This window comes from Candidatus Allofontibacter sp. (genome assembly GCF_040404065.1).
Lineage (GTDB): Bacteria > Pseudomonadota > Alphaproteobacteria > Pelagibacterales > Pelagibacteraceae > Fontibacterium.
In genome coordinates, this window is the sequence record NZ_JBBAJM010000001.1 from 415,994 (window position 1) to 441,115 (window position 25,122).

28 protein-coding genes are annotated in these 25,122 nt (G+C 28.0%); 13 read left to right on the forward strand and 15 right to left on the reverse strand.

The genetic code is table 11. The annotated features are described in order from the left end of the window. The first annotated feature begins 17 nt into the window (after positions 1-17). The gene (locus tag AC8IG9_RS02225) at positions 18-737 is read left to right on the forward strand and encodes an RsmE family RNA methyltransferase (RefSeq protein WP_507425192.1); all 720 of its coding nucleotides are present in this window, start codon (positions 18-20) and stop codon (positions 735-737) included. Here the strand turns inward: AC8IG9_RS02225 and tldD are convergent. Further along, entirely contained in the window at positions 734-2,161 is a 1,428-nt protein-coding gene (gene tldD / locus AC8IG9_RS02230; protein WP_507425193.1) for a metalloprotease TldD, read from the reverse strand. The two genes, AC8IG9_RS02225 and tldD, sit on opposite strands and share 4 nt — an antisense overlap. An 88-nt stretch (positions 2,162-2,249) precedes the next feature. Between tldD and coxB the strand changes: the two genes are divergently transcribed. The 7 genes from coxB (at position 2,250) to thrC (ending at position 9,108) form a co-directional block, all read left to right on the forward strand. Then, entirely contained in the window at positions 2,250-3,086 is an 837-nt protein-coding gene (coxB, locus tag AC8IG9_RS02235) for a cytochrome c oxidase subunit II (protein ID WP_507425194.1), read from the forward strand. Positions 3,087-3,092: 6 nt separating this feature from the next. Then, entirely contained in the window at positions 3,093-4,676 is a 1,584-nt protein-coding gene (ctaD, locus tag AC8IG9_RS02240) for a cytochrome c oxidase subunit I (RefSeq protein ID WP_507425195.1), read from the forward strand. Between the two features lie 8 nt (positions 4,677-4,684). Next, a complete protein-coding gene (locus tag AC8IG9_RS02245; RefSeq protein ID WP_507425196.1) occupies positions 4,685-5,605 on the forward strand; it encodes a heme o synthase in 921 nt (306 codons plus the stop codon). A 100-nt stretch (positions 5,606-5,705) separates the two neighbouring features. Next, a complete protein-coding gene (locus AC8IG9_RS02250) occupies positions 5,706-6,254 on the forward strand; it encodes a cytochrome c oxidase assembly protein (protein ID WP_507425197.1) in 549 nt (182 codons plus the stop codon). Then, on the forward strand, positions 6,254-7,048 hold the full coding sequence (locus AC8IG9_RS02255; protein WP_507425198.1) for a cytochrome c oxidase subunit 3: 795 nt from the start codon (positions 6,254-6,256) through the stop codon (positions 7,046-7,048). The genes AC8IG9_RS02250 and AC8IG9_RS02255 overlap by 1 nt, the downstream gene beginning before the upstream one ends. Before the next feature lie 12 nt (positions 7,049-7,060). Continuing rightward, positions 7,061-7,708: an SURF1 family protein gene (locus tag AC8IG9_RS02260; protein WP_507425199.1), complete on the forward strand. Its 648-nt coding sequence runs from the start codon at positions 7,061-7,063 to the stop codon at positions 7,706-7,708. Next, positions 7,708-9,108 (forward strand): threonine synthase, encoded by a 1,401-nt coding sequence (gene thrC / locus AC8IG9_RS02265; RefSeq protein ID WP_507425200.1) that lies wholly within the window; start codon positions 7,708-7,710, stop codon positions 9,106-9,108. The genes AC8IG9_RS02260 and thrC overlap by 1 nt, the downstream gene beginning before the upstream one ends. Here thrC and rnhA read toward each other — a convergent pair. The 3 genes from rnhA to ispH are packed head-to-tail and all read right to left on the reverse strand — an operon-like array spanning position 9,092 to position 11,444. Continuing rightward, positions 9,092-9,526, reverse strand: a complete 435-nt coding sequence (gene rnhA / locus AC8IG9_RS02270; RefSeq protein WP_507425201.1) for a ribonuclease HI — start codon at positions 9,524-9,526, stop codon at positions 9,092-9,094. The two genes, thrC and rnhA, sit on opposite strands and share 17 nt — an antisense overlap. Beyond that, a complete protein-coding gene (locus AC8IG9_RS02275; RefSeq protein WP_507425202.1) occupies positions 9,526-10,485 on the reverse strand; it encodes a homoserine kinase in 960 nt (319 codons plus the stop codon). Before AC8IG9_RS02275 ends, rnhA begins: the two co-directional genes overlap by 1 nt. Then, the gene (ispH, locus tag AC8IG9_RS02280) at positions 10,485-11,444 is read right to left on the reverse strand and encodes a 4-hydroxy-3-methylbut-2-enyl diphosphate reductase (RefSeq protein WP_507425203.1); all 960 of its coding nucleotides are present in this window, start codon (positions 11,442-11,444) and stop codon (positions 10,485-10,487) included. The genes AC8IG9_RS02275 and ispH overlap by 1 nt, the downstream gene beginning before the upstream one ends. Positions 11,445-11,595: 151 nt before the next feature. Here ispH and AC8IG9_RS02285 point away from each other — a divergent pair, with 151 nt between their 5' ends. Continuing rightward, positions 11,596-11,829 carry a CDGSH iron-sulfur domain-containing protein gene (locus AC8IG9_RS02285; protein ID WP_507425204.1) on the forward strand — a complete coding sequence of 78 codons (234 nt, stop codon included), beginning with the start codon at positions 11,596-11,598 and terminating at the stop codon, positions 11,827-11,829. On the opposite strand, the gene AC8IG9_RS02290 is transcribed toward AC8IG9_RS02285, so the two are convergent. Genes AC8IG9_RS02290 through AC8IG9_RS02325 form a run of 8 tightly spaced genes read right to left on the reverse strand, consistent with a single transcriptional unit; the run spans position 11,826 to position 17,908 of the window. Further along, positions 11,826-12,323 carry a F0F1 ATP synthase subunit B family protein gene (locus AC8IG9_RS02290; protein WP_507425205.1) on the reverse strand — a complete coding sequence of 166 codons (498 nt, stop codon included), beginning with the start codon at positions 12,321-12,323 and terminating at the stop codon, positions 11,826-11,828. The genes AC8IG9_RS02285 and AC8IG9_RS02290 overlap by 4 nt on opposite strands. After that, positions 12,316-12,894 (reverse strand): F0F1 ATP synthase subunit B, encoded by a 579-nt coding sequence (locus tag AC8IG9_RS02295; protein ID WP_507425206.1) that lies wholly within the window; start codon positions 12,892-12,894, stop codon positions 12,316-12,318. The genes AC8IG9_RS02290 and AC8IG9_RS02295 overlap by 8 nt, the downstream gene beginning before the upstream one ends. 31 nt (positions 12,895-12,925) lie before the next feature. Further along, positions 12,926-13,153, reverse strand: a complete 228-nt coding sequence (locus AC8IG9_RS02300; protein ID WP_017971632.1) for a F0F1 ATP synthase subunit C — start codon at positions 13,151-13,153, stop codon at positions 12,926-12,928. 38 nt (positions 13,154-13,191) lie between these two features. Next, positions 13,192-13,926 carry a F0F1 ATP synthase subunit A gene (locus AC8IG9_RS02305; RefSeq protein WP_507425207.1) on the reverse strand — a complete coding sequence of 245 codons (735 nt, stop codon included), beginning with the start codon at positions 13,924-13,926 and terminating at the stop codon, positions 13,192-13,194. Between the two features lie 4 nt (positions 13,927-13,930). Beyond that, complete coding sequence (locus AC8IG9_RS02310) at positions 13,931-14,203, reverse strand: AtpZ/AtpI family protein (protein WP_507425208.1); 273 nt, start codon at positions 14,201-14,203, stop codon at positions 13,931-13,933. Positions 14,204-14,210: 7 nt separating this feature from the next. After that, entirely contained in the window at positions 14,211-16,853 is a 2,643-nt protein-coding gene (locus AC8IG9_RS02315; RefSeq protein WP_507425209.1) for a chromosome segregation SMC family protein, read from the reverse strand. Beyond that, positions 16,850-17,455, reverse strand: coding sequence for a thioredoxin domain-containing protein (locus AC8IG9_RS02320; protein ID WP_507425210.1), 606 nt, complete (start codon positions 17,453-17,455; stop codon positions 16,850-16,852). The genes AC8IG9_RS02315 and AC8IG9_RS02320 overlap by 4 nt, the downstream gene beginning before the upstream one ends. Positions 17,456-17,461: 6 nt before the next feature. Continuing rightward, the gene (locus AC8IG9_RS02325) at positions 17,462-17,908 is read right to left on the reverse strand and encodes a DciA family protein (RefSeq protein ID WP_507425211.1); all 447 of its coding nucleotides are present in this window, start codon (positions 17,906-17,908) and stop codon (positions 17,462-17,464) included. Here AC8IG9_RS02325 and AC8IG9_RS02330 point away from each other — a divergent pair. Both AC8IG9_RS02330 and AC8IG9_RS02335 read left to right on the forward strand, forming a co-directional pair. Continuing rightward, positions 17,907-18,956, forward strand: coding sequence for an A/G-specific adenine glycosylase (locus tag AC8IG9_RS02330; protein ID WP_507425212.1), 1,050 nt, complete (start codon positions 17,907-17,909; stop codon positions 18,954-18,956). The genes AC8IG9_RS02325 and AC8IG9_RS02330 overlap by 2 nt on opposite strands. Further along, positions 18,949-20,148, forward strand: a complete 1,200-nt coding sequence (locus AC8IG9_RS02335) for an FAD-dependent monooxygenase (protein WP_507425213.1) — start codon at positions 18,949-18,951, stop codon at positions 20,146-20,148. The genes AC8IG9_RS02330 and AC8IG9_RS02335 overlap by 8 nt, the downstream gene beginning before the upstream one ends. On the opposite strand, the gene AC8IG9_RS02340 is transcribed toward AC8IG9_RS02335, so the two are convergent. The 3 genes from AC8IG9_RS02340 to AC8IG9_RS02350 all read right to left on the reverse strand — a co-directional run bounded on the left by AC8IG9_RS02340 (position 20,132) and on the right by AC8IG9_RS02350 (position 22,528). Further along, complete coding sequence (locus AC8IG9_RS02340) at positions 20,132-21,202, reverse strand: site-specific DNA-methyltransferase (RefSeq protein WP_507425214.1); 1,071 nt, start codon at positions 21,200-21,202, stop codon at positions 20,132-20,134. The two genes, AC8IG9_RS02335 and AC8IG9_RS02340, sit on opposite strands and share 17 nt — an antisense overlap. Positions 21,203-21,278: 76 nt before the next feature. Then, the gene (gene rnhB, locus AC8IG9_RS02345) at positions 21,279-21,869 is read right to left on the reverse strand and encodes a ribonuclease HII (RefSeq protein WP_507425215.1); all 591 of its coding nucleotides are present in this window, start codon (positions 21,867-21,869) and stop codon (positions 21,279-21,281) included. After that, the gene (locus tag AC8IG9_RS02350; RefSeq protein WP_507425216.1) at positions 21,869-22,528 is read right to left on the reverse strand and encodes a uracil-DNA glycosylase; all 660 of its coding nucleotides are present in this window, start codon (positions 22,526-22,528) and stop codon (positions 21,869-21,871) included. Before AC8IG9_RS02350 ends, rnhB begins: the two co-directional genes overlap by 1 nt. A 5-nt stretch (positions 22,529-22,533) precedes the next feature. Here AC8IG9_RS02350 and AC8IG9_RS02355 point away from each other — a divergent pair, with 5 nt between their 5' ends. After that, a complete protein-coding gene (locus tag AC8IG9_RS02355; protein ID WP_507425217.1) occupies positions 22,534-24,255 on the forward strand; it encodes a tetratricopeptide repeat protein in 1,722 nt (573 codons plus the stop codon). Beyond that, positions 24,230-25,108 (forward strand): GHMP family kinase ATP-binding protein, encoded by an 879-nt coding sequence (locus tag AC8IG9_RS02360; protein ID WP_507425218.1) that lies wholly within the window; start codon positions 24,230-24,232, stop codon positions 25,106-25,108. Before AC8IG9_RS02355 ends, AC8IG9_RS02360 begins: the two co-directional genes overlap by 26 nt. Positions 25,109-25,122: the final 14 nt, after the last annotated feature.

The window sequence follows — 25,122 nt, forward strand, 5'->3', positions numbered from 1 at the left end:
TAGTTACAATAACAGTTATGTCTTTAAAAGTAAGAATTTATTTGAATAAAAAGCTAGATCTAGATTTAGATTTAATTCTAGAAAAAGAAGATAGTCATTATTTAAAAAATGTGATGCGTTTAAGAGAAGGGGATAATGTTTTTTTATTTAATTCTCAAGATGGAGAATTCGAGGGAAGAATTATTAGCTCTGATAAAAATAATACAAAAGTTAAACTAGTAGCAAAGATTAAAAATACAGGAAAACAATCAAATATATCTCTAATATTTTCTTTAATTAAAAGTTCAAAGTTGAATTATTTAATTCAAAAATGCACAGAAGTAGGCGTTAAAGAATTTATTCCAGTTATCTCTGAAAAGTCAGTCGCTAAGAATTTAAACATAAAAAGAGTTGAAAAAATTATCAAAGAAACTTGCGAACAATCTAATCAGCTATTATTGCCAGTTATTCATGAAGTTGGAAAATTAGAAAAAAAATTACAATCTTTTGATAAGAATTCTGTAATTTTTTTTGCGGACACTAACTCTTCTAATAAAAAGATAGATGAAGTTTTAAAAGAAAATAAAAATAATAAATTTTACTTATTGATAGGTCCTGAAGGTGATTTTTCATTAAAAGAAAGGGACTTGCTAAGTAAAATGAGTAATTGTTTACCTATTTCATTAGGTCAAAATATTTTAAGATCGGAAACAGCTGCAGTTGCAGGTCTTGTTTTATTAAATTCTCAGATTAATTAATTTTTAGTTCCACCAACAGTGATGCTATCAATCAAGATAGTTGGTTGACCAACGCCAACAGGTACCCATTGTCCATTTTTTCCACAAGTGCCAACACCAGCATCTAGTTCCATGTCATTTCCAACCATCTTAACTTTTGTAAGAACGTCAGGACCATTGCCAATAAGAGTTGCTCCTTTTAAAGGTCTTCCAATTTTTCCATTTTTAATTTCATAAGCTTCAGTGCATGAAAAAACAAACTTACCATTTGTGATGTCTACTTGACCCCCTCCAAATGCAACAGCATAGATACCGTTATCAACTGATTTAATTATTTCTTCGGGATGGTACTTTCCAGAAAGCATATAAGTGTTTGTCATACGTGGCATTGGTATATGTTCAAAACTTTCTCTTCTACCATTTCCAGTTGGTTGAACATTCATCAATCTTGCGTTCAATCTGTCTTGTATATAATTTTTTAATATTCCTTTTTCTATTAATACAGTTTTATTTGTCGGTGTTCCTTCATCATCGATAGTTATAGAGCCTCTTCTATTTTCAATTGTTCCATCATCAACAACGGTTACTTGTTCATCAGCTATTTTTTGTCCCATTAAATTTGAGAATGCAGAAGTTTTTTTTCTATTAAAATCTCCTTCTAAACCATGTCCAATTGCTTCATGAAGAAGAATTCCAGGCCAACCAGGTCCTAACACTACTTTCATTTCTCCAGCCGGGGCATCAACACTTTCAAGATTAACTAATGCTTGTTTTAGAGCGATATCGCAAACTTTTTTCCAATTTAAATCAGTAATATATTCATCTAATATTTTTCTTCCGCCAGTGCCATAACTTCCTGTTTCTTTTCTTCCATTTTTTTCAACCATTACCGAAACATTAAATCGAACAAGAGGTCTTTTGTCGGAATAACTTTGATTGTCAGGTCTGATAATTTCTATTTGCTGATATTCAGAAAATATAGAGCTAGAAACTTGTTTAACGTGTGGATTTTTTGATCTTAAGTATTTGTCTATGTTATTTAATAGATCTATTTTTTCAGAAAAATTTTTTGCTTCTATAGGATTAACGTCAGCATACAGATGTTTGTTAGTTTTTTTAGGTCCAGAACTTAATTTTCCAGAAAAATTTTTGCTTGCATCTAAAATTATTTTTGCAGATTGTTTTAAAGATTCTTCTGTCAGTTCATTTGAATGTGAGTAGGTAGTAATATCGTTGTTAACAGATCTTAACCCATAACCTTTGCTAGAGTCGTAGCTTGTGTTTTTAATTTTACCATCATCCAATAATAACGACTCCGAAACTGTCGATTCCAGGAATAGTTCACCGTCATCACACTTAAAAAGAGTATCGTTGACTATTGTTTCTGCTGATTTTCTTGAAATTGAATTTTCCTGTGAAAAAAACTCATTTAAATCTGGGTTCATTTTTAGATAAATTGTCGCAAATTTTTTCTATATATTTGTGATAATAATATAGTTAAATAACTATATTTACATAGTATATCTTTAATTAATGACAAAAAATTTTTTAAACAAATTTTATTTATCTTTAGCGTTAGTCGCTACGACTAATACAGCATTTGCTCGAGAGAACTGGCAGTTTGGATATGAGGAATCCGTTACTTCTGTCATGGATGATATTATTCATCTTCATGACAAAATCATACTGCCAATTATTGTTGCAATATCTGCTTTTGTGCTTTTTTTGTTAATTTATAGTTTAATTAAATTTAGATCATCTAAAAACCCAATTCCTTCAAAAACTTCTCACAATACATTAATTGAAGTTTTGTGGACTTTAATACCCTGTATAATCTTGGTTGTTATAGCCGTTCCATCTTTCAGATTGTTATACAAACAGGATATTATTCCTAAGTCAGATGTTACTTTAAAAGTTACGGGTTATCAGTGGTACTGGGGATATGAATATCCTGATGAAAAAATATCTTTTGAAGCAAACATGGTTGAGACCAAAAATTTAAAACCAAATCAGCCAAGGCTTTTAGAGGCAGATAATTATGTAGTTCTTCCAGTGAATAAAGTTGTAAAAGTTTTAATAACAGCCAACGATGTTTTGCATGCTTGGGCTATGCCTTCTTTTGGGGTAAATAGAGAAGCAGTTCCAGGAAGAATTAACGAAACTTGGTTTAAGGCACAAAAAGAGGGAATTTATTATGGTCAGTGTTTAGAATTGTGCGGAACAAAACATGCTTTTATGCCTATTGTTGTAAAAATAGTTTCGGAAAAAGAATATAATGAATGGCTTAAAGTGGCAAAAGTAAAGTTTGCAAAATATCCTGAAAATAATATTTTTGCAGAAAATAATTTTACAGAAAAAACAATAAAATAAAAAACTATGCAAGATTCTCATTACCCTGGCTTTTGGAAAAGATGGTTTCTATCTACTAACCATAAAGATATAGGAACTTTATATTTAATTTTTGCAATTGTTGCAGGAATTGTCGGCACAGTTTTTTCAATTCTTATGAGAATAGAACTGATGTACCCAGGCGACGGCATACTTGGTGGAGATTATCATCTCTACAATGTTTTAGTTACTGGTCATGGTTTAATTATGATTTTTTTTATGGTTATGCCAGCAATGATAGGAGGCTTTGGAAATTGGTTTGTACCGCTTATGATAGGTGCTCCTGACATGGCTTTTCCTAGAATGAATAATATTTCCTTTTGGTTGTTGCCAGCAGCCTTTATTTTATTAATTTCTTCAATTTTTGTTGAAGGTCCTCCTGGAGGACTTGGAACTGGAGGAGGTTGGACAATATATCCACCGCTATCTTCAAAGGCTGGACAACCTGGTCCAGCAATGGATCTTGCAATACTAAGCCTTCATTTAGCTGGAGCCTCATCAATTCTTGGAGCTATTAATTTTATAACTACAATTTTCAATATGAGAGCGCCTGGAATGACAATGCACAAAATGCCTCTTTTTGCTTGGTCAATTTTAGTTACAGCTTTTTTATTATTACTTTCTTTACCGGTTTTAGCTGGAGCAATTACAATGTTATTAACTGACAGAAATTTTGGGACTGCTTTCTTTGAGCCAAAAGGAGGCGGGGATCCAATTTTATTTCAACATTTGTTTTGGTTCTTTGGTCACCCAGAAGTTTATATTATGATCCTTCCCGGATTTGGAATGATTAGTCATATAATTTCAACTTTTTCAAAAAAACCTATCTTTGGATATCTTGGAATGGCTTACGCGATGGTATCAATTGGTGTTGTAGGATTTGTAGTCTGGGCCCACCATATGTTTACGGTAGGCTTAGGTGTAGACACTAAAGCATATTTCGTATTCGCAACGTTGATCATTGCGGTTCCTACAGGAATAAAAGTCTTTTCATGGATTGCAACAATGTGGGGAGGTTCTATTACTGTAAGGACGCCGATGCTTTGGGCTATTGGATTTATTTTTTTATTTACTGTAGGTGGTGTGACGGGAGTTGTTTTAGCAAATGCCGGAGTAGACACATCTTTACACCATACATATTATGTTGTTGCTCACTTTCATTACGTACTTTCTTTAGGCGCAGTGTTTTCAATATTTGCAGGCTTCTATTATTGGTTTGGAAAAATGTCAGGATATGAGTATTCAGAATTTTTAGGAAAATTTCATTTTTGGACAACATTTATTGGAGTTAATTTAGTATTCTTCCCTCAGCATTTTTTAGGATTAGCAGGAATGCCAAGAAGATATGCTGACTATCCAGATGCTTATGCTGGATGGAATTTTGTTTCTTCGATTGGATCTTACATTTCCGGATTTGGAGTTATTATATTTTTAATTTTAGTAGCTCATGCGTTTATTAGAAAGAAAAGAGTTCCTAATAATCAGTGGGGCGAAGGTGCAACAACATTGGAATGGACTTTAAGTTCTCCTCCACCATTCCATCAGTTTAATGAGCTACCGAAAATTAAATAATTAAAAAAGTGTATAAAGCTACATTTGCTAATTATCAAAATAATAAAAATCTTTTAGTTTTAAAAAATTTTTATAATTTAATGAAGCCAAGAGTAATGTCTTTGGTTGTTTTCACTGCATTAGTTGGTCTTTTGATTTCTAATACAAAAGTAAATTTTTTAAGTTCTTCACTAGCACTTTTTTTTGTAGCTTTAGGTGCAGGAGCCGCAGGAGCTCTTAATATGTGGTACGACTCCGAAATTGATGCCGTAATGTCCCGCACTTGTTTAAGACCAATACCACTTGGGAAAATATCAAATAACCAAGCGTTATATTTTGGAATTTCTTTATCAGTAATATCTATTTGGGGACTTTATGTTTTTTCAAATATTCTATCTGCTATAATTTTAGCTATTACTATTGGTTTTTATATTTTTATTTACACAATTTGGCTTAAACGCAGAAGCGTTCAGAATATTGTAATAGGAGGAGCAGCAGGTGCTTTTCCGCCAGTAATAGGATGGTCTATTGCTAATAATAATTTGTCAATTGAGCCAATAGTATTGTTTTTAATTATATTTTTCTGGACCCCGTCTCATTTTTGGTCTTTGTCTTTATATAAATCCGAAGATTACAAAAAAGCGAAAATACCAATGCTACCAGTGGTTTCAGGAGTAAATTTTACAAAAAAAAATATTTTTGCATATGCGCTTATATTATTCCCTATAACTATACTTCCATTTTATTTTAAATTTGCTGGTTTTGTTTATTTAATACCAACTGTTTTCTTAGGATTATTTTATATTTTTTTAACATTCAAGTTGTTAAACGCTAATAATAAGAAAACTATAGGAATGCTATCTAAAAAAATATTTGGTTTTTCCATTTTATATCTATTCTTATTATTTGCTTTATTGCTGACAGAAAGTTTTATTAAATTTGTTAAATGAATAAAAAATATATTACTGTAATTATATTATTATTATTAGTTGTTTTTTTTTTTATTTTTACAATAATAAATGTAGGAAATGGTATCCTAGTTAGACCTCTATGAATTTTCAGGTAAATAAAAGAATAAAACCTTTTTATTTAGTTATTATCTTCTTTGTTATGCTTGGACTATCCTTTGCCTCCGTTCCACTTTATGAGTTATTCTGTAAGGCTACCGGCTTTGGAGGAACCACAAAAGTTTCTAAGCAAATTCCAAATGTTATTGTCAATCACGTTATTTTAACCAGATTTGATACTAACGTTGCAAAAGGATTATTTTGGGATTTTAAAACAGAAAAAACTAAAGAAAATATTAAACCGGGACAAGTTTCTATTGTGAAATTTAAAGTTAAAAATTTGGGAAATGAAACCTCAACAGCAGTAGCAACTTTTAACGTCATGCCAGATTCTGCTGGTCAGTATTTTAATAAAATTAGTTGTTTTTGTTTTGAACAACAAACTTTAAAACCAAAAGAAACAAAGGAGTTCGAAATGGCTTATTTTATTGATCCAAAGATAGTTGATGACTTGTCTGCTAAGGAAATTAAGGATATTACTTTATCTTATACTTTTTTTGATGTAGCTAACTTTAAAAAGGATAAAAACTAATGTCAGATGACCATAAAAAAGGGCACGACTACCACTTGGTTGATCCAAGTGTTTGGCCAATAACTTCTTCTTTTGCCGCTTTAGTTTTAGCCTTTGGTGCAGTTTATTATATGCACTCAAAATCTATTTGGCTTCTATTAATTGGATTAGGTTTGACTCTTTATTCAATGTTTATGTGGTTTAGAGATGTTGTTATTGAGGGTGAATATAAAGGTGATCATACACCAGTTGTTCAGATCGGTTTAAGATATGGAATGACATTATTTATAATGTCTGAAGTAATGTTCTTTGTTGCTTGGTTTTGGGCCTTCTTTGATGCAAGTTTATTTCCTTCACAGGTACTAGGATCGGTCTGGCCACCTAAAGGCATTAATGCTCTTGATCCTTGGCACATACCATTAGTTAATACATTAATTTTACTTTTATCTGGAACAACAGTTACTTGGGCGCATCATGCTCTTTTGGAAAATGACAGAAAAGGATTGTTAAGCGGTTTATTATTAACAGTTATATTAGGTTCTATTTTCACTTGTTTTCAAGCCTACGAATATATCCATGCAGATTTTAAATTAAGCACAGGGATTTATGGATCAACTTTTTACATGGCAACCGGCTTTCATGGCTTTCACGTTATTGTGGGAACAATCTTTTTAACAGTTTGCTATTTTAGAGCTAAAGCGGGACATTATAAGCCTGATCATCATTTTGGATTTGAAGCAGCTGCTTGGTATTGGCATTTCGTCGATGTGGTTTGGCTATTCTTATTTGCTTCAATATATATCTGGGGAAGTTAATAGATATTTTTTTTGAAAATAAAGTCATTAGACATTTTTTTTATATTTTTTGTTTTGGTTCTTTTTTCGTTAGGAACTTGGCAAATTATTAGACTTAATTACAAGAATAATTTATTAAAAAACTTAGAAAATAATTTAAGGAAAAATTCTATTAATTTTAATTTAGAAATTAATAAAGAATACACTAAAGTTATATTAAAAAAGAAATCATTAAAACCAGAAGTATTTTTATACCATCTAAATAAAGGAGAAATCAATTTTAAAGTTATAGTTGCTTACGAAGTTAACAATTCACTTGTAGTTTTAGTTGATAAAGGCTGGGTTAAAAAAGATAAAATTAATTTAATAAAAAAAAGTTTTTTTTACGAAGATGTTATTGAGGGGTATACACAAAAAATAAGAGAAAAAGGTATGTTTACACCAGACAATAATATCAAAGAAGATTTTATATACTTTGTTGACGTTGATCTTTTAAAGAGGATCTTAAATAAGAATATTTATCCATTATTAATTGTTCAAACTTCAAAAACAAATAAAGATATGGTTGCTAATAATTACGAAATTCAATTATCAAATAATCATTTGCAATATGCTATAACGTGGTATGGCTTAGGATTAGTAACTGTAATTTTTTTTTTATTTTATAGGAAAAAAGTTTAATGAAATATATTAGCACAAGAAATAACAAAAAAACTTATAGTTTTATAGATACTTTTTTAAACGGCCTTGCTCATGATGGAGGTCTTTATATTCCAAAAAATATACCACACCTTTCAAAATCGACTTTGCAAAAATTTTCTAAATTAAATTATAATGATTTAGCTTATGAGATTATTAAGATTTATACCGGTGACACTTTTTCAAAAACTGAATTAAAAAAAATTATTAAAAAATCTTATAAAAATTTCGACGGTAAAAATGTAATAAAATTTTCAAGGGTTAAAAATTTTAATTTGATAGAATTGTATCATGGACCGACGCTAGCCTTTAAAGATATTGCCATGCAGGTCATAGGCAATATGTACGAAGTTATTCTTAATAAAAATAAGAATAGAGTTAATTTAGTGACAGCAACCTCAGGGGATACGGGCGCCGCAGCAATCGATGCTGTCAAAAATAAAAAAAACATAAGAATTTTTGTTCTACATCCAAAAGGAAAAGTTTCTGTAACGCAAAGAAAACTAATGACGACAGTTAATGCCAAAAATGTTTTCAATATTGCAGTGCAAGGCTCATTTGATGACTGTCAAACATTAGTTAAATCAATGTTTAATGATTTGAACTTTAGAAGAACAATTAATATGTCAGGTGTTAACTCAATAAACTGGGCCAGAATTGTTGTTCAGATAGTTTATTATTTCTATTCCCATTTTCGTTTATCTGATAAAAAGAAAAAGAGTGTTTTTTCAGTTCCCACAGGAAACTTCGGGGATATTTATGCCGGGTATATAGCTTACAAAATGGGATTGCCCATATCTAAATTAATTATTGCAACGAACGAAAACGATCTTTTACATAAATTTCTTAAAAATGGAGTTTATAAACCATCAAAAGTTAAATTTAGTATTTCACCAAGTATGGATATACAAGTTGCGAGCAACTTTGAGAGACTTATCTCCTCTTATTATAAGAATAATTCTAAAAAAATATCAGCGTTTATGAATCAATTAAATAAAGCTGGCTTTTATAAAATAGAAAAAAAAATTTTAGAAAGAATAAAGAATATTTTTTATTCTAAATCCGTTAACGCTAAAGACACTACGGATCTTATTATGTCAGTTTATAATAATAATCATAAAATATTGGATCCTCATTCTTCAGTAGGCTTAAAAGCTTTAGAAGATTATTATTCCAATAATAATACCAAATCTGAAAATTTGTTTTGTTTAGAAACGGCTCACCCAGGTAAATTTAAAGAGACTATTTATAAAATTTTAAAAAGAAAACCTATAGTTCCTATAGGAATAAATCGAAGTCTTAAAAAAAAAGAATTCTACAAAGTGCTACCTAATAACTTAAATAAAATAAAAGATTATATTAAAACTAATCGTTTGCGATAGCAGCGTTTCTTGCAAGCAAGTCTACTCTATTGTTATATTTGTTAATGGAGTGTGCTTTCACCCAATGCCAATCAACTTCTTTTTCATTAATTATAGCATCTAATTTAATCCAGAGATCCTTATTTTTTACATCTTTCTTATTCGCGTTTTTCCAATTGTTTAATTTCCAATTATGAATCCATTTTTCAATCCCATCTTTTACATATTTAGAGTCGGTATAGATTTTTATTTTTTTATTTTGTATAATATTTTCCAAAGCATTTATAGCGGCTGTTAATTCCATTCTATTGTTGGTAGAATCTTTTTCCGATCCAAATATTTCCTCTTCTTTTTCATTCTGAATAATTACGGCGGCCCAACCACCTTTTCCTGGGTTACCTAAACAAGATCCGTCTGTATAAATAATTACTTCATTCATTAAATAAAATATTCGTTAAAACTTTTAATAGTTGAATGAAACTCTAATTTTTTAAAATATTCAAAAGGATCTTTAATTTTAACGTCCGCTTTATTATCGGTATTATAAAAGTCATATAGTCTAGTTAGAAAAAATCTCATCGCAGCGCCCATAGATAGGATAGGTAAGTATTTTTTTTCATCCACACTTAGTTTTCTTATTGAAGAATAGCCATCTATAAGATTTTTGGCCTTGGTCATATTAAATGTAGAGTTATTATCAAAGCAAATTGAGTTTAAGCAGATCGCTATTTCATATGCAAAAAAATCATTACAAGCAAAATAAAAATCTATAATTCCTGAAACTTTATTATTTGTAAAAAATATATTATCAGTAAAAAGATCGGCATGGATAATTCCAGTAGGTAAATTTTTGGGCCATTTTTCTTTTAGAAATTCCAAATAATTTTTAGTTTTTTCTATTATAGATTTTTCTAATTCTATCTTTTTTTGAATTGTTTTTTCTAGAATCTCACCCCAGTTTTCAATCGATAAATTATTCTTTCTTTTAATATCAAATTTTTTTGTTATTTCATGTAACTGTGCTGTTATTTTTCCTATTTCAAAACAGTCTTCGCTAGTGACCTTGTTTTTTGATTTTCCATCTAAAAAAGTTACTAATGCAGCATTTTTATTTTTAATTTTATTAATTTTTTGGTTATTTTTATTTGAAATTGGCTTGGGACAAGGAAAATTATATTCTGATAAACTAGATAATAATTCTATAAAGAAAGGTAGATCATTTTCATCTACTCTTTTTTCGTAGATAGTTAGGATATAATCTTGTTGAGATGTTTTAATAAGATAATTTGTGTTTTCTACACCTTCAATAATTCCTTGGTAACTCTTCAAGTCATCAATGTTATATTGTTCCAAAAACTCCTTAACTTCTTGATGTTCTAATTTAGTATAAACAGCCATTATTTAATAAGCATTGTAGGAAGTTTGAAAGAAACTTTTTCAACCGAAGTAACTACTTCTTCAAGTTTAATGTCAGTAATATTTTTAATTTCTTTAATTAAATTCTCAACTAATATTTCAGGAGCTGAGGCGCCAGAAGTGATGCCTATATTTCTACAGTTTCTAATTTTATCAACGGGTAGTTCTTGTTCAGAGTGTATTAGAATACTTTCTTTGCAACCGAATTTTTTTGCAACTTCTACTAACCTCTGTGAGTTGGAGGAACTCCTGCTGCCAACTACTAAAAATAAATCACATTTTTTTGCAATTTGTTTAACAGCTTCTTGTCGATTTGTTGTTGCATAACAAATATCACTTTTGATTGGATCTTTTATAGATGGATATTTTTTTTTTAATAGGTAAATAATTTCTAAAGTGTCATCTACTGAAAGAGTGGTTTGGGTAATATATGCGAATTTATTATTTTTAATTTTTGGAAAGTAACTTTCTATATCTTCTTTGCTCTCAATCAATGTAATATAATTATCATCTATTTGTCCCATAGTACCGATTACCTCAGGATGATTTTTGTGACCAATAAAAATAATATTAAATTCATTTTTTGCTAGAATTTCAGCCTCTCTATGGACTTTTGTTACTAGAGGACATGTCGCATCAATATAAATAATGTTATTTAACTTTGCTTCGTTAACAACTTTTTTGGGTACACCGTGAGCTGAAAATATAACAGGTCTAGATTTATCTTTGATTTCAGAAAGCTCTTCAATAAAGATTGCCCCTTGCGACTTTAAATTTTCAACTACAAACTGATTGTGAACTATTTCATGCCGTACATAAACTGGAGCACCAAACTTATTAATAGTTTTTTTTACAATTTCGACAGCTCTATCTACCCCAGCGCAAAATCCTCTAGGACTTGCTAAAAATACATTTACAGTTTTTTTTATATTTGTTTCCATTAAAATTTTAAATATTGAATTTAGTATTATATGAGGAAGTTTTATAGAGACCAAACCAATAAATATAAAAAATATCTATAAATCCACTGTTAATTAAACTTAATTTTTTGTTCATTGAAATAATCCAAGATACAATTTATGCTATACCGATATGCAAGAAAAGATTATTAAAAATCCAAAAAAAATTAATCTAGAAACAGGAAAAGATTATTATTGGTGTGCTTGCGGACTTTCTAAAGATGGCGTTTTTTGTGATGGATCTCATAAGAGCACAAATATACAGCCAATGAAATTTATAGTTGAAGAAAATAAATCTTACTTTTTATGTACTTGCAAAAAAACTAATAAGAAACCTTTTTGCGATGGTTCTCACTCTAGAGCTTAAGATAATTTAGCTTCTTTTAATTGGTCGAAAGTTTTTCCCAGATTTTTTTGATTAATTGTTTTTATTGTTTCACTATTTTCCTGACCTGAGATTATTTTTTTAACTGCTTCAATGGCAATCTTATTCGATATACTCTGCATATCTTTAATTGCTTTAATCTTCATTTGCTCTAATTTTTGTTCAAGTGATCTTTTTTTATTATCTATTAATTGTTCGAATTTTTTTTCAGATTCTTTAATGAAAATTTCAGTTTCTTTTTTTTCATTATTTATAATTTGATTACTTTCAGCATGAGCTTCTTCTATTTTATTCTTATATTTTTCTAATAGCTGTTCACTTTCTAACTTTAAATTTTTAGCATTGTCTATTTCAGACTTAATCTCATTTATTTTATTATCTAATAAATTACTAATTACTTGAGGGATTTTTTTATAAATAATTATTAGGCAAAAAATTATAAAAGATATTGCTACCCAGAATGTTGCGTCAAACATGCTGAGATTCCTTTTCTTTATTAGATATTTCTAAAATTACTGCATTTAGATTGCTAATATTAGGAGTCGTTCCAGTTATTTTTTCTATTAATTCTTTAGAAAAATCTCCAGCTATATTTTGAATATTATCTAATGCTTGCTTTTTAAAAGCATCTATTTCTTGCTCTGCTTTTCTCGTTTCGGAATTTAATATATCTTCAAATTCTTTTTTCTTCAAAGATACTTTTTCGTTAAAATCACTCTTTAAATTTGCTGAAATCTTTTTTGACTCATTTTTGGCTTCGACAATAATTAGATTGTATTCATTTTCTAATTTTTGAATTTGATTTTTGTGTATTTCAGCTTCTTTTAATAGCGACTTAATATAATCTGCTCTAGCATCTATTAATGAAAATATTTTTGGACTAAAAAATTTCTGAACTAAAAAATACAGTATTATAAAAATTCCAGTTAACCATAAGATTTGAGACAGCCAAAATTTAGGATTTAGTTGAGGCATTCCTTCACTAGCTGCTGCTATTTTATTAAAAAATAACAGATAAGTTATAATAGCTATACTTTTATTCTTCATTTTTTGAGAATTATTAAATTAACTTTAATAATTAAAATGCAAAAAGTATTAAAAGAGCAATAACTAGAGCGAATAATCCTATAGCTTCCGTAAGTGCAAATCCTAATAATAAAGTTGGGAATTGCTTTTGAGCTGCCGAAGGATTTCTTATAGCTGCCGACAAATAGCTTCCAAATATTGTTCCCATTCCAACTCCAACTCCAGCCAAAGCTATCGCCGCCAATCCAGCTCCTATCATTTTTGCTGCTTCTAGTTCCATTTTTTTCTCCTTTTTTTTGTTAGTTGTTAATTTTTTTATTAGTGATGCATATTTAAAGCATCATTTAAATAAATACACGATAAAACTGCAAAAACATACGCTTGTAAGAAGGCAACTAATATTTCTAAAGCTGTTAAAGCAACAGAAAAGCTTAAAGGTAGCCATCCTCCAACAATACCTAAGCTTACAACAAAACCACCAAAAACTTTCAGCATTGTGTGTCCAGCAAGCATATTTGCAAATAATCGAACTGATAAACTTATCGGTCTACTTAAAAAAGAAATAATTTCAATTGCAACTATAATGGGAAATAAAAAAATAGGCACTCCAGAAGGAGCAAAGATTTTTAGAAATCCGATACCGTTTTTTGCAAATCCAACTATTGTAACCCCAATAAAAATTACAACTGCAAGAAAAAATGTAATAATAATCTGACTCGTTACAGTAAAAGCATATGGCAATAAGCCAATCATGTTTAAAGTTAAAATAAATAAAAATATAGTTAGAATGAAAGGAAAATACGGTTTTGCTTTTGGTCCTGCAGTATCACTGATCATTTTAGTTATAAAATTAAAAACTATTTCATTGAGTAACTGAATTTTATCAGGAACAATATTAACTTTTCTTGTTCCTATCATAAAAAAAGTAATAATTAATATTGAACTAATCAACATAAATAGACTTGAATTTGTAAAGGATACGTCCACTCCACTAATGGAGAGAGAGGGTCCTATTCTATGGACCTCAAACTGATGCATTGGATTAGTTGCCATAAACTTAGCCTTTATTAATCATTTTTGCAGATCTCACAACATTAAATATTCCTGCGGCAACACCAACTATAAATAGAATTATTATAAAAATTGGCTTAGTTCCTAACCATTTGTCTAGGTAGTAACCAATAAAGGTTGCGACAAAAATTGCAGCAACAAGCTCTATACCAATCCTAAATGCCATTCCTATTATATTATTATTGTTTTGGGGTAGGCTAGATTTATATTTATTTTTAGTGAGTTCTATTTTTTTCTTTAGGTCGTCAAATTCTGACATTAATTATTTATGCTACTAATTCTTCTGCTTTTTCAAGATCTACAGCAACTAATTGGCTCACACCTCTCTCAGCCATTGTAACGCCATACAGTCTATTCATTCGCGACATTGTCAAAGCATGGTGGGTAATAACTATAAATTTTGTTTCAGTAATTTTTGTAAGTTCCTCTATAAGTGAGCAAAATCTTGTGACGTTTGCATCATCCAATGGAGCGTCTACCTCGTCTAAAATACAAATGGGTGCAGGATTAATTAAGAATACGGCAAATATTAAAGCCATAGCCGTAAGCGCTTGTTCACCACCCGATAATAAAGTTATTGATTGTAATTTTTTTCCAGGAGGACTCACTAAAAGTTCCAATCCAGCTTCTAAAGGATCGTCAGATTCTACAAGTTCAAGTCTAGCATTTCCACCGCCAAATAATTTTGTATATACGTCATTAAATTTTCTTCCGACTTTATCGTAAGCATCAATAAGTTTTTCTCTGCCTTTTTGATTTAGTTGATTAATACTAGATTTTAATTTTAATATTCCAGCAAGAAGATCTTTTCTATCTTCCATCATTTTAGTAATTTGGTTTTCTAGATTTTTAGTTTCATCGTCAGCTCTTAGGTTAACCGCTCCCATATTATCTCTTTCATCTTTAAGCTGTTTAAGTTTAGTTTCAATTTTATCTAAATTTGTTTTTTCGATAGATGCCTTATCTTCTTCGTTTAAAAGATCATCAATTGAGCATTTAAAATCTTCTCTAACTTTATTTTCTAATTCAATAACTTTTGATTTATGATTGTCTATAAGAGTTTCAAAACGAGCTTTTTTCTCTCTTCCAATAAGAACTTTTTCATTAATATCTGACAATAATTTATTTATTTCAGAAATTTTATTTTCTGCCGCTTCAATTTCAGAATTAATTTTATTTTTAGCTTCGTCAGTGTTTTTAATATTTTCTTGATAAAAACCTTTTTGTTCTCCGATCTCGGAGGGTCTGATTTGAATTTTTACAATTTCTTTCTCTAAGTTTTTTAATCTTGAGTTAAGATTTTCAGATTTAGTTCTAGAATTTTGTTCAAGATTACGCCAGTTATCAATTTCAGTATCAATACTTTTAATTCTCTCTTTTCGTTTAATAGAATCATTTTTAATTGTTTCGTATTTACTTAAGAATATTGCATACTTTTCTTGTAGCTCTTTAAGTAAAATTGTTTTTACGGTGAATTGTGAACGCATGTCCTCTTTATTAAAAGACGAAGCTCTTTCCAGATTTCTTTTTATTAAATTATCAAAATCATAAGTAATTTTTGACGTTTCAGAAAAACTAGTAAGAAGATTTTTTAAATTTTCTTTAACTTTATATGGTTCTATATTTTCAAAATTATTAATAGTGTCATTTAATATTTTTGATTGATTATTGATAAAATTTTTAACAGAACTTAAATAATTATTAATTTCACTTTTATTTTCTAATCCACCAATATTAGCAAATATTTTTTCAGAAATATTTTCTAGTTCTTTTTGTTCATAATTTAACTGTTCTGAGATTTTTTTAAAATCAGTGTTGCTTTGATTTTCTATTTCATAATAAGTTTTTTCGAATTCTAATATCTCACTTTTTTCTTCCGTTAATCTTTTAATGTTAGAACCTGCATTGTTAATATTAATATTTTCACTTTGTTGATCATCATTAGTATTTTTTAGATCAATTCTGAGCTTTTCAGCCTCTTCTTTGGTTCTTTGTTCTTGTTTAAATAATTCTTCATACTCAAGATTTAATCTCTGTAATTTACTTGTAATCTCGGCAAAATCATTTCTTAGAGGCTTAATTCTTTTGTTCTCAGAATCTAATAATTCACTGCTATAATTCTTTTCAATAGTGACAGCGCTAATATCATCATCAATTTCATTTAAAGCATCCTGACTTTCTTTTAGCTCTTTATTAATTTCTTGAATTTTTAAGTAAGATAGTAAGGCTTCGTGTTTTTTAATATCATTTGATATTGTTTTATATCTAGAAGCTTCTTCTGCTTGTTTTAGCAAATTCTTAAGTTGAGTTTCGATTTGCTTCATTATATCATCAGCTTTTTTAAGATTATTTTCTGCAGCTGTTAATCTTAGTTCGGCCTCATGTCTTCTTGCATGTAGACCGCCAATACCTGCGGCTTCTTCTAGAATTGCTCTTCTGTCAGTTGGTTTTACCGTAATTAACGAACCAACTTTTCCTTGGCTGACCATTGAAGGCGAGTGTGCCCCAGTTGAAAGATCTGCAAATAATATTTGAACATCTCTTGCTCGGACTTCTTTACCGTTAATGTAGTAGCTTGATCCTTTATCTTTTTCTATTCTTCTTTTTACTTCAATTTCGGGAGTATCCCTGTATTGGGGTACGTTTTCATTATTTTCCAAAAAAATATTTACTTCAGCAATATTTTTTGAAGGACGATCAGAGGTTCCTGAAAATATAACATCTTCCATTCCGCTACCTCTTAGACTTTTTGCTGAAGTTTCCCCCATGCACCATCTTAAAGATTCTACAATATTAGATTTTCCGCAACCGTTAGGACCTACAATTCCGGTAAGACCGTCTTCTATTAACAAATGAGTTCGGTCCGCAAAAGATTTAAAACCAACTATTTCTAGTTTTTTAAATTTCATTTCAGTATTTTAAGTATTTCTTTTGATAGGTCTTCAAAAGAGGCGTTTCCTTCATATTTTTTTTCATTAATAATAATAGTCGGCGTAGAATTGATGGAATATTTTTTTTGCCCCTCTAATCTGTCGTTTAGTATTTTATCTTCCAGTTTTTTATCCTTTAAACAGTTCGATAGTTTTTCATTAGATAAGTTAAACTTATTACCTATTAAAAATAAGTTATTATTAATTTGCTGTATTTTATCGCCAGCAGACCAAATGCTTTGATTTTTATAAATTTCATCAATTAATAAGATACTTGATTCTTTTGTTCCGCATCTAACAATTTTTGATGCATTTAATGCAGCAATATCAAGGGGAAAGTCTACAAAAGTAAATTTTATTAAATCCTTGCTTGCATATTCTTTTATTAATTTTGTGTACACCATTTTATGGAAATTTGCACAGTGGGGACATGTGTATGAGCTATAAATTTTAATTTTAACTTTAGCATTTTCATTACCAATAAATATTTCATCAGTATTTTGCGCATAAGAATAAGAATTTGTAAAAATTAAAAAAAATACAATTAAAATTTTTTTTAAATTATTTTTTAATAAAGTCATAAGTCTTTATTTATTCAAGTTTAGAAAAATTTCTTTAATCTTTTCGTTTTTGATTTCATTAATTTTTTTAATAATTTTTTCATCTAATAATATTTTTTTTTTTTTTATTTCTATAGAGTGGTTCTTGGATAAGATTTGAATTTTATTAATTGCATTAAAACCAAGATAACTGTTAACCCTTTCAATAATTTGATCTCTGGAATATTCAATTTCCATCATTACACTCTTGTTAACATTTATTGTAAGAATGTTTTCGTTATTAATTTTTTTTATTTTTAGAGGCGCAACATCTTTAAACATTTTTTCGCCAATAATATTTTTCCAATTTTTAATTATCTCAAAATGTAAGAAGCCTTCTTTTTTTAGTATTTTTTTGGCATTTTCTGGTAATAAACTTTGTAAAGGACGCAAACCCTGAGAGAACAATTTATTTGTAAATTTATTAGCGACCATGAAAAATCTTTTATCAAATAAAATTCTTGCTTGGTACGATAATCATCAAAGAGATTTGCCATGGCGAAGATATCGCGGGTTTAAGGATAGAATTTATAAAGTCATAGTTAGTGAATTTATGCTTCAGCAGACTCAAGTAAAAACAGTGATTCCTTTTTTTAACAGATTTATAAAAACTTTTCCTAATCTGAATAAATTATCAAAATCAAAATTGTCAAAGGTTTATAAGATGTGGCAGGGTCTAGGATATTATTCTAGAGCTAGAAATTTACTAATTACAGCTAAAATTATTCGATCGAAATATAAAGGAATAGTTCCGAATAATTTCGAGACCTTGAAAAGTTTTCCTGGAATAGGTGACTATACCGCTTCAGCAATTATGGCTATCGCATTTGATAAAGACTTTGTTGGAATAGACGGAAATGTTGAAAGATTTATCGCAAGATTATTTGGTTATAAAAAAAATAAAAAAAATTTTAAAGAAAATATTTTTTTAAAATTACAGGAAATTAGACCTAAAAAAAATTTTTCTAATTTTGCTCAAGCATTAATGGAGATGGGCGCTTTAATTTGCACTCCTAAAAATCCTAAATGTGATATCTGTCCTCTAAGCAGTAATTGCATTGCATTTAAAAAAAATAATTTTGATTATAAAATTTTAAAGAAAAATAAAATTAATATAAAAAAATATTATTTATTATTTTCTTTTAATAAAAACAAAATTTTATTTTTTAAAGATAAAAATAAATTATTAAAAGATTTTGTAAATTTACCTCTTATTGAATATAATAAAAAATTATTTGATAAGTCTTTTCAAGAAAAAAACTTTTCTTTTTCTGGTCAAGTAAGAATTTTTAATAAAAGTTACGTGCACAATATCTCAAATATTAAAATGCTAATTAAAATTGCTATCTTTAAAAAGATAAATAAAATAAATAATAATAAATTTTACTGGATAAGTTCTAATAAAATAGATAATTCACTGTTATCAAGTTTTTCTAAAAAATTTATATTCTTGATAAAAAATAAAATAATTTCTTATGTTTAAAAAAATTATTATTCTAGGAGGTGGAATTGCCGGTTTAACTTTGGCTAATTTTTTAAAAAAAAATAACTTTAATAATTTTATAGTATATGAAAAACTTGAGAACAATTTATCAAAATCTACTGGAATACAGCTATCTCCCAATGCAGTAAGAATTTTAGATTTTTTAGATTCAAAGTTTTATTTTGATAATAGTTTTCACAGAATGAATTATTTAAATATTCATTCTCAGCGTTATAAAAATTTTTTACCTGAATTTGAAAGCAAAATTAGTTTACAGAATATAATAAACGACAAAACCCCCTATCTAACTTGCGATAGAAATGTTTTATTAAAATTTTTAGAGAAATCTTTGTCTCCGAAAGATATTTTTTATAATAAGAAAGTTACTCAAATAATTAAAGATCATAATATTATCAGGGTCAAATTTAGCAATGGATCAGAGGATTATTGTGATTTGTTAATTTCTGCAGATGGAATATTTTCCAACTCCAGAACTGATAATAATATTATTAAAAATACAAACTTTTATGCATTTAGAGGCGTAATTAAAAACTTTTACTCTCAATATCCCACGGCAAATGATGCTATTAATTTATGGTTGGCCAATAACAAGCATTTAGTTACTTATTTTATAAACAATCAAAATGATTTGAGTTTTACTGGAGTTAATAAGTCTTTTGATAAAAAAAATATTGATGAGGAAAATGCGAATTATTCTAATATATTTCCAACAACTGAATTTAGGAATCTATTTTTTTCAGAGAATAAAGTTTTAAGAGAAATATTAGATAATGTTCAGGAAGTTTATCGTTGGCCAATATTTTCTTTAAAAAAGAGAGTTTTTTATAGAGATAATCAGATTTTTATCGGAGATTCTTCTCATGGGATGGTGCCTTTTCAAGCGCAAGGTGCAGCATTAGCTATAGAAGATGCTTATGTTTTATATGAGCAAATTATTAAGAATGTGACTAATAATTTAGGGGTATTTTATTTCAATAAACGTAATAGCAGGATTAGAAAGATAATTTTAAGATCACATTTGAATGTTTTTATATTTCACGGAAGTAATTTTTTAATTATCTTTCTTAGAGCTATATTTTTTAAGATTTTAGAAAAGAGTTTTTTATTAAAAAAATATATGTTTGGATGGATCTTTAACTATAATCCGAGAAGTTCTAGTTATTTTTTCTAATTTTTTCTCTTAGATGATCTAGTGGATATAATTTATTTTCCATTTTGATGTGCCAAAATGACCAACCATTACAGCTTTCTGTTCCTTGAGCTTTAGCGCCAACACTATGTATAGATCCAGAAATATCTTTGTATAAAATACTACCATCAGCCATAACATGAGCTTGGATTTTATTCTTTGCATCAAAAAGTTTTAATCCTGGCTCTATTATTCCGCTTTCAATTAAATAACCAAAAGGTATTCGTTTTTCATTTCTTTTATTTTCTATCGTTTTTAAGAAATCTTCATCAACTTTTTTTACTTTTTTTATTCTTGCTTCGGCAGTTTGGAAGTATTGTTTATTACTTTCTATCCCGCAATAATTTCTTCCAAGTTTTCTAGCAACAGCTCCAGTAGTGCCAGTACCAAAGAATGGATCTAATATAAAATCACCTTTTTTAGTTGATGATAAAATAATTCTATAAAGTAGGCTTTCAGGTTTTTGAGTTGAGTGCACTTTGTTACCTTCTTCATTTTTAATTCTCTCTCCTCCAGTACAAAGTGCAAGATCCCAATTCGATCTCATCTGTTTATCATCGTTAAAGCATTTTAATGATTTATAATTAAAAGTGTATTTAGAGTTTTTGTTTTTAGCAGCCCAGATTAATGTTTCATGCGCATTAGTAAATCTTGTGCCCTTGAAATTAGGCATAGGATTTTTTTTATTCCATATAATATCATTTAGAATCCAAAAATTCTTATCCTGTACTATTTTTCCTAATCTAAAAATATTGTGATAGGTACCTATCATCCATATCGTTCCATTGGGTTTTAGAACCCTTCTGCATTCGTTAATCCAAGAAATTGAAAACTCATCATATTGTTTTAAAGTGTCAAACTTATCCCAATCATCATCAACTGCTTTTACCTTTGAATGATCTGGTCTTTCTAGGTTGCTTTGTAATTGCAGATTGTAAGGCGGATCAGCAAAAATACAGTCAAAAGTTTCGTTAGGTATTTTTTTTAATTCTTTTAATGAATCTCCAAGAATGATGATGTCTCTATTTATTGTCATACAACTGTGGAGAGAAAATAATATTAGAAGACTCCCTCAGTCAACCTGTGTCTGTATATTGATTGTGCTCTATTTTTTAATTTATCAATAGGTTGTGTATAGGTGCGAAAGTTTTTCTATGATGCTCGGTAATTCCGAATATTTTAATCGCTTCTAAGTGTTTTTTAGTCCCGTAACCACAGTTATTTTCCCAATTATAATTTGGAAATTCTAAAGATAATTTTTCCATAAATAAATCTCTAGAAACCTTAGCTATAATGGATGCCGCGGCTATAGAAACGCATTTTTGATCACCCTTAATAATTGTTTTCATGTTTTTGTCCTTTTTAGGCGCAAAATTCCCATCAACAAGAATTATATGATCTTTAATATTCATTTTTTCTAGAGCTCTATTCATTGCAAGCAAAGAAGATTGCAAAATATTTAATTTTTCAATTTCTCTTACAGAAGATATTCCAATACTATATTCGCACTTCTTAATAAGCTCTTGAAATATTTCTAACCTTTTAGATTTGCTAAGTTTTTTTGAATCATTAATCCCAGAAGGAAAGTTTTTTTCATCTAATTTAATTGCCGCTGCAAAAACAGGTCCAGCTAAACATCCTCTTCCTACTTCATCTACTCCAATTATATTTTTACCAAATTTAAAATCATTTAATATGTTCATTAGTTTTTAAAAATCTCATTTTTGAATTTTTTTAAGTCTTCCCATGCTAATTTTTTATAATCAGGTGATTTTAGCAAGTGATCAGGAGTAAAAGTTGAAAATGTATTAAATTTATATTTATCAATAATAATCTCACCCCATTTTCCATGTAAATCTAATATTTTTTTATTAGAATTATTAAAAAGATTATAAACTACCTCACCTAATAATAAGATATATTTTGGTTTAATAATCTTTATATGTTTAAATAAAATATTTTTATAAAAATTAGATTTGTTTTTTATATTAATTTCCTTATCAAAATAAATATTAGATAAATAATATTCTTCTTTATCTAGTGATATTGCAGATAACATTTTAGTTAGAAGCTCTCCTTTAGCTTCAGAAAAAATTTCCTGATTCTTTATGTCATTTTCATCCGGGTAATCTCCCAAGATCATAATTGAAGAATTGGGATTTCCTTTAAAGAAGAATTGGTTATTTTTTTTTAAGACAAATTGATTGTTAATATCTTTGAATAATTCAATAATTAGCTGTTCTTTGTTAAGAGAGTTTTGTTTTGATTTAGTTAGATCGTTAGCAAAGAGGTTTATAAAATTTAAAGTTGAATAGTATTCTAGGAGGTTTATAGTTTTGTTGCTTAGATTTTTTTTAGTCATTTTTTATGAATAAAGCAGTTTTTTATATAGCGCTTTTATTATCTTTTATAACAAATTATTCAAATTTGAATGCTAACATACTAGACGGTAAAAAAAATTTAATTAAGAACTCTAATTATTTTTCTAATTATTTGTCTGGAAGCGTTTATCTTCAAAAAAATAATTCACAAAAAGCATATAACTTCCTGCAAAATATTGAGGATTTGGGATTTTATCATTCAGAATTTAATTTTAAATATGTTGAGACCTTAGTTAATAGTGGAAAATTGGATGAAGCTTATATTTTTATTAAAAAATTAGATAAATCTTACCAATCATTATATCCTTTTAATCTGGTTTTGTTTGTTCATGATTTTAAAAATAAAAAGTATTCGCATCTGAAAGATTATGTTCCGTTAGTAAGAAAAGATTTATCCGATCCGTTGTTATCAGAGCTTTATCAGGATCTTGATTTATGGCGAGAGTTCTCTAATAATAATGTCGGTAAATTTAGAGAAAAAATTAAGAAATCAAACTCTGATTTTAAGAATATTGAGTTAACTCAAAAAATTTTAATTAGTTTGTATTTAGACGACCAGCAGAATATTGAATCATATTTTAGAGAAATATCCAGTACAAAAGAATTAGCGAGATATAACTATTTTTACCTAGATTATTTTTTAGAAAAAAATAATAAAGAAAGAGTTAGTGAAATTATAAATAAAAATTTAGAAGTTGATTCTGAGAGTTTATTATTTAAACAGCTTTATATAGATTTTCATAATAATCAATTTCAAAAAATTAATCAGTTCTATAAAAGAAAAGATATAAATCATGGATTGGCAGAATTATTTTATTTATTTGCTAATTTTTATCAAAACTATGAGCAGGTTCAGATATCTAATTTTTATTTAAATATTAGTGAATATTTAAACCCTGACTTTTTGTCTAATAAAGTTTTAAAAATAGAAAACTTAATTATACTAGAGGATCTTTATCAGGCAGAGAAAGAAATTAAAATTATTGAAAAGTTAGGAAAAGAGTATTTTTGGTATGCAAATTTAACAAAATTGAAATTCTTTCCAAATTATAAATCAGAAAAACAAATTAATTTACTTGAGGATTATTTAAAGAACCAAAAATTATTTACTTCAGATAAATATTTTGAATTAGCAAATTTTTTAAGAAGTAATAGCGACTATTCTAAATCAATTCCGTTATATGAAAAATCTATTTTATCTAAGAAAGATAAGAAGGACACTGATTGGATTTATTATTATAATTTAGCTATCAGCCAAGAAAGATCAAAATCCTGGAATGAAGCGGAGAAAAATTTTTTAGAAGCGCTAAAAATTGCTCCAAAACAACCCGAGGTATTAAATTACTTGGCATACAGTTGGCTGGAAAGAGAAATAAATTTAGACAAAGCTAAAGAGATGTTAATTGAAGCTGTTAACTTAAGTAAGGGGCGTGGTTATATTTTAGACTCTCTGGGATGGGCGTATTTTTTATTAAATGATTTTGATAAATCCGAAGAAACTTTAAAAATTGCTTATGAAAAAGATCCAACGGAGGCCGTAATTTATGATCATTACGGTGATGTTCTCTGGGTAAATGGAAAAGAAATTCAGGCTAGATATGTTTGGCAAAATGCTGTTAAGCTTAAATACATTGAGAAAGATTTAAAGGAATCTATAAATAAAAAAATAATTTTTGGATTAGATGAAGGTTATAAACGCAAGTCTTAAAGCTTACGCTAAAGTTAATTTATATTTAAAAGTAATTAAGAAATTAAAAAATAAATATCATGAAATTGAAACATTATTTTGTTTCTGTGATATTTATGATCATATTTATGTATCTTCCAATGCAAAAAAAAATAAAACCACTTTTTCTGGAAGATTTTCTAAGGGCATAAATAATAATAATAATACAATATTAAAATTATTATCTATTATAAAAAAATATCCTAAGTTTTCTGATTATAAATTTAAAATAAAAATTATAAAAAATATACCTCACGGTTCAGGATTTGGAGGTGGCTCCAGTGATGTTGCTACATTGCTGACCTTTTTTAATAAAAGCCTTAAATTAAATTTAAAAAAAAATATCATTTCATCGATATGTAAAAAAATAGGCTCCGATGTAGAGCCGTCTCTAAATACAAATGTTAAGCTTCTTTATGGTGCTAATAATACAATCTTAGAATTTAAAAAAAAACCTAAATTTAATCTATTATTAATTTATCCAAACTATTCTAATTCTACAAAGCAAATTTATTTATTAAATAAGAATTTTTCTAATAAAAAAAATTTAGATATTAATTTCTTAAAAAATAATATTTTAAATCTAAATAATTTATTAAAGTTTATTAATTTTAAAGGTAATGATTTAGAACAAAGTGCATTTAAAAAAAAAAATAAGTCATTAAAAGTACTAACTTTTATTAAAAGATTAAAAGGTTGCAGAGTGGCAAGAATGACAGGTAGTGGGTCTGCCTGTTATGCAATTTTTGAAAACAACATGCAGTTAACTTCAGCTATATTTGCTTTGAAAAGACGTTATAAAAGTTATTGGATAAGGAAAGCAAAAATAATATAACCTTATTTCTAAAA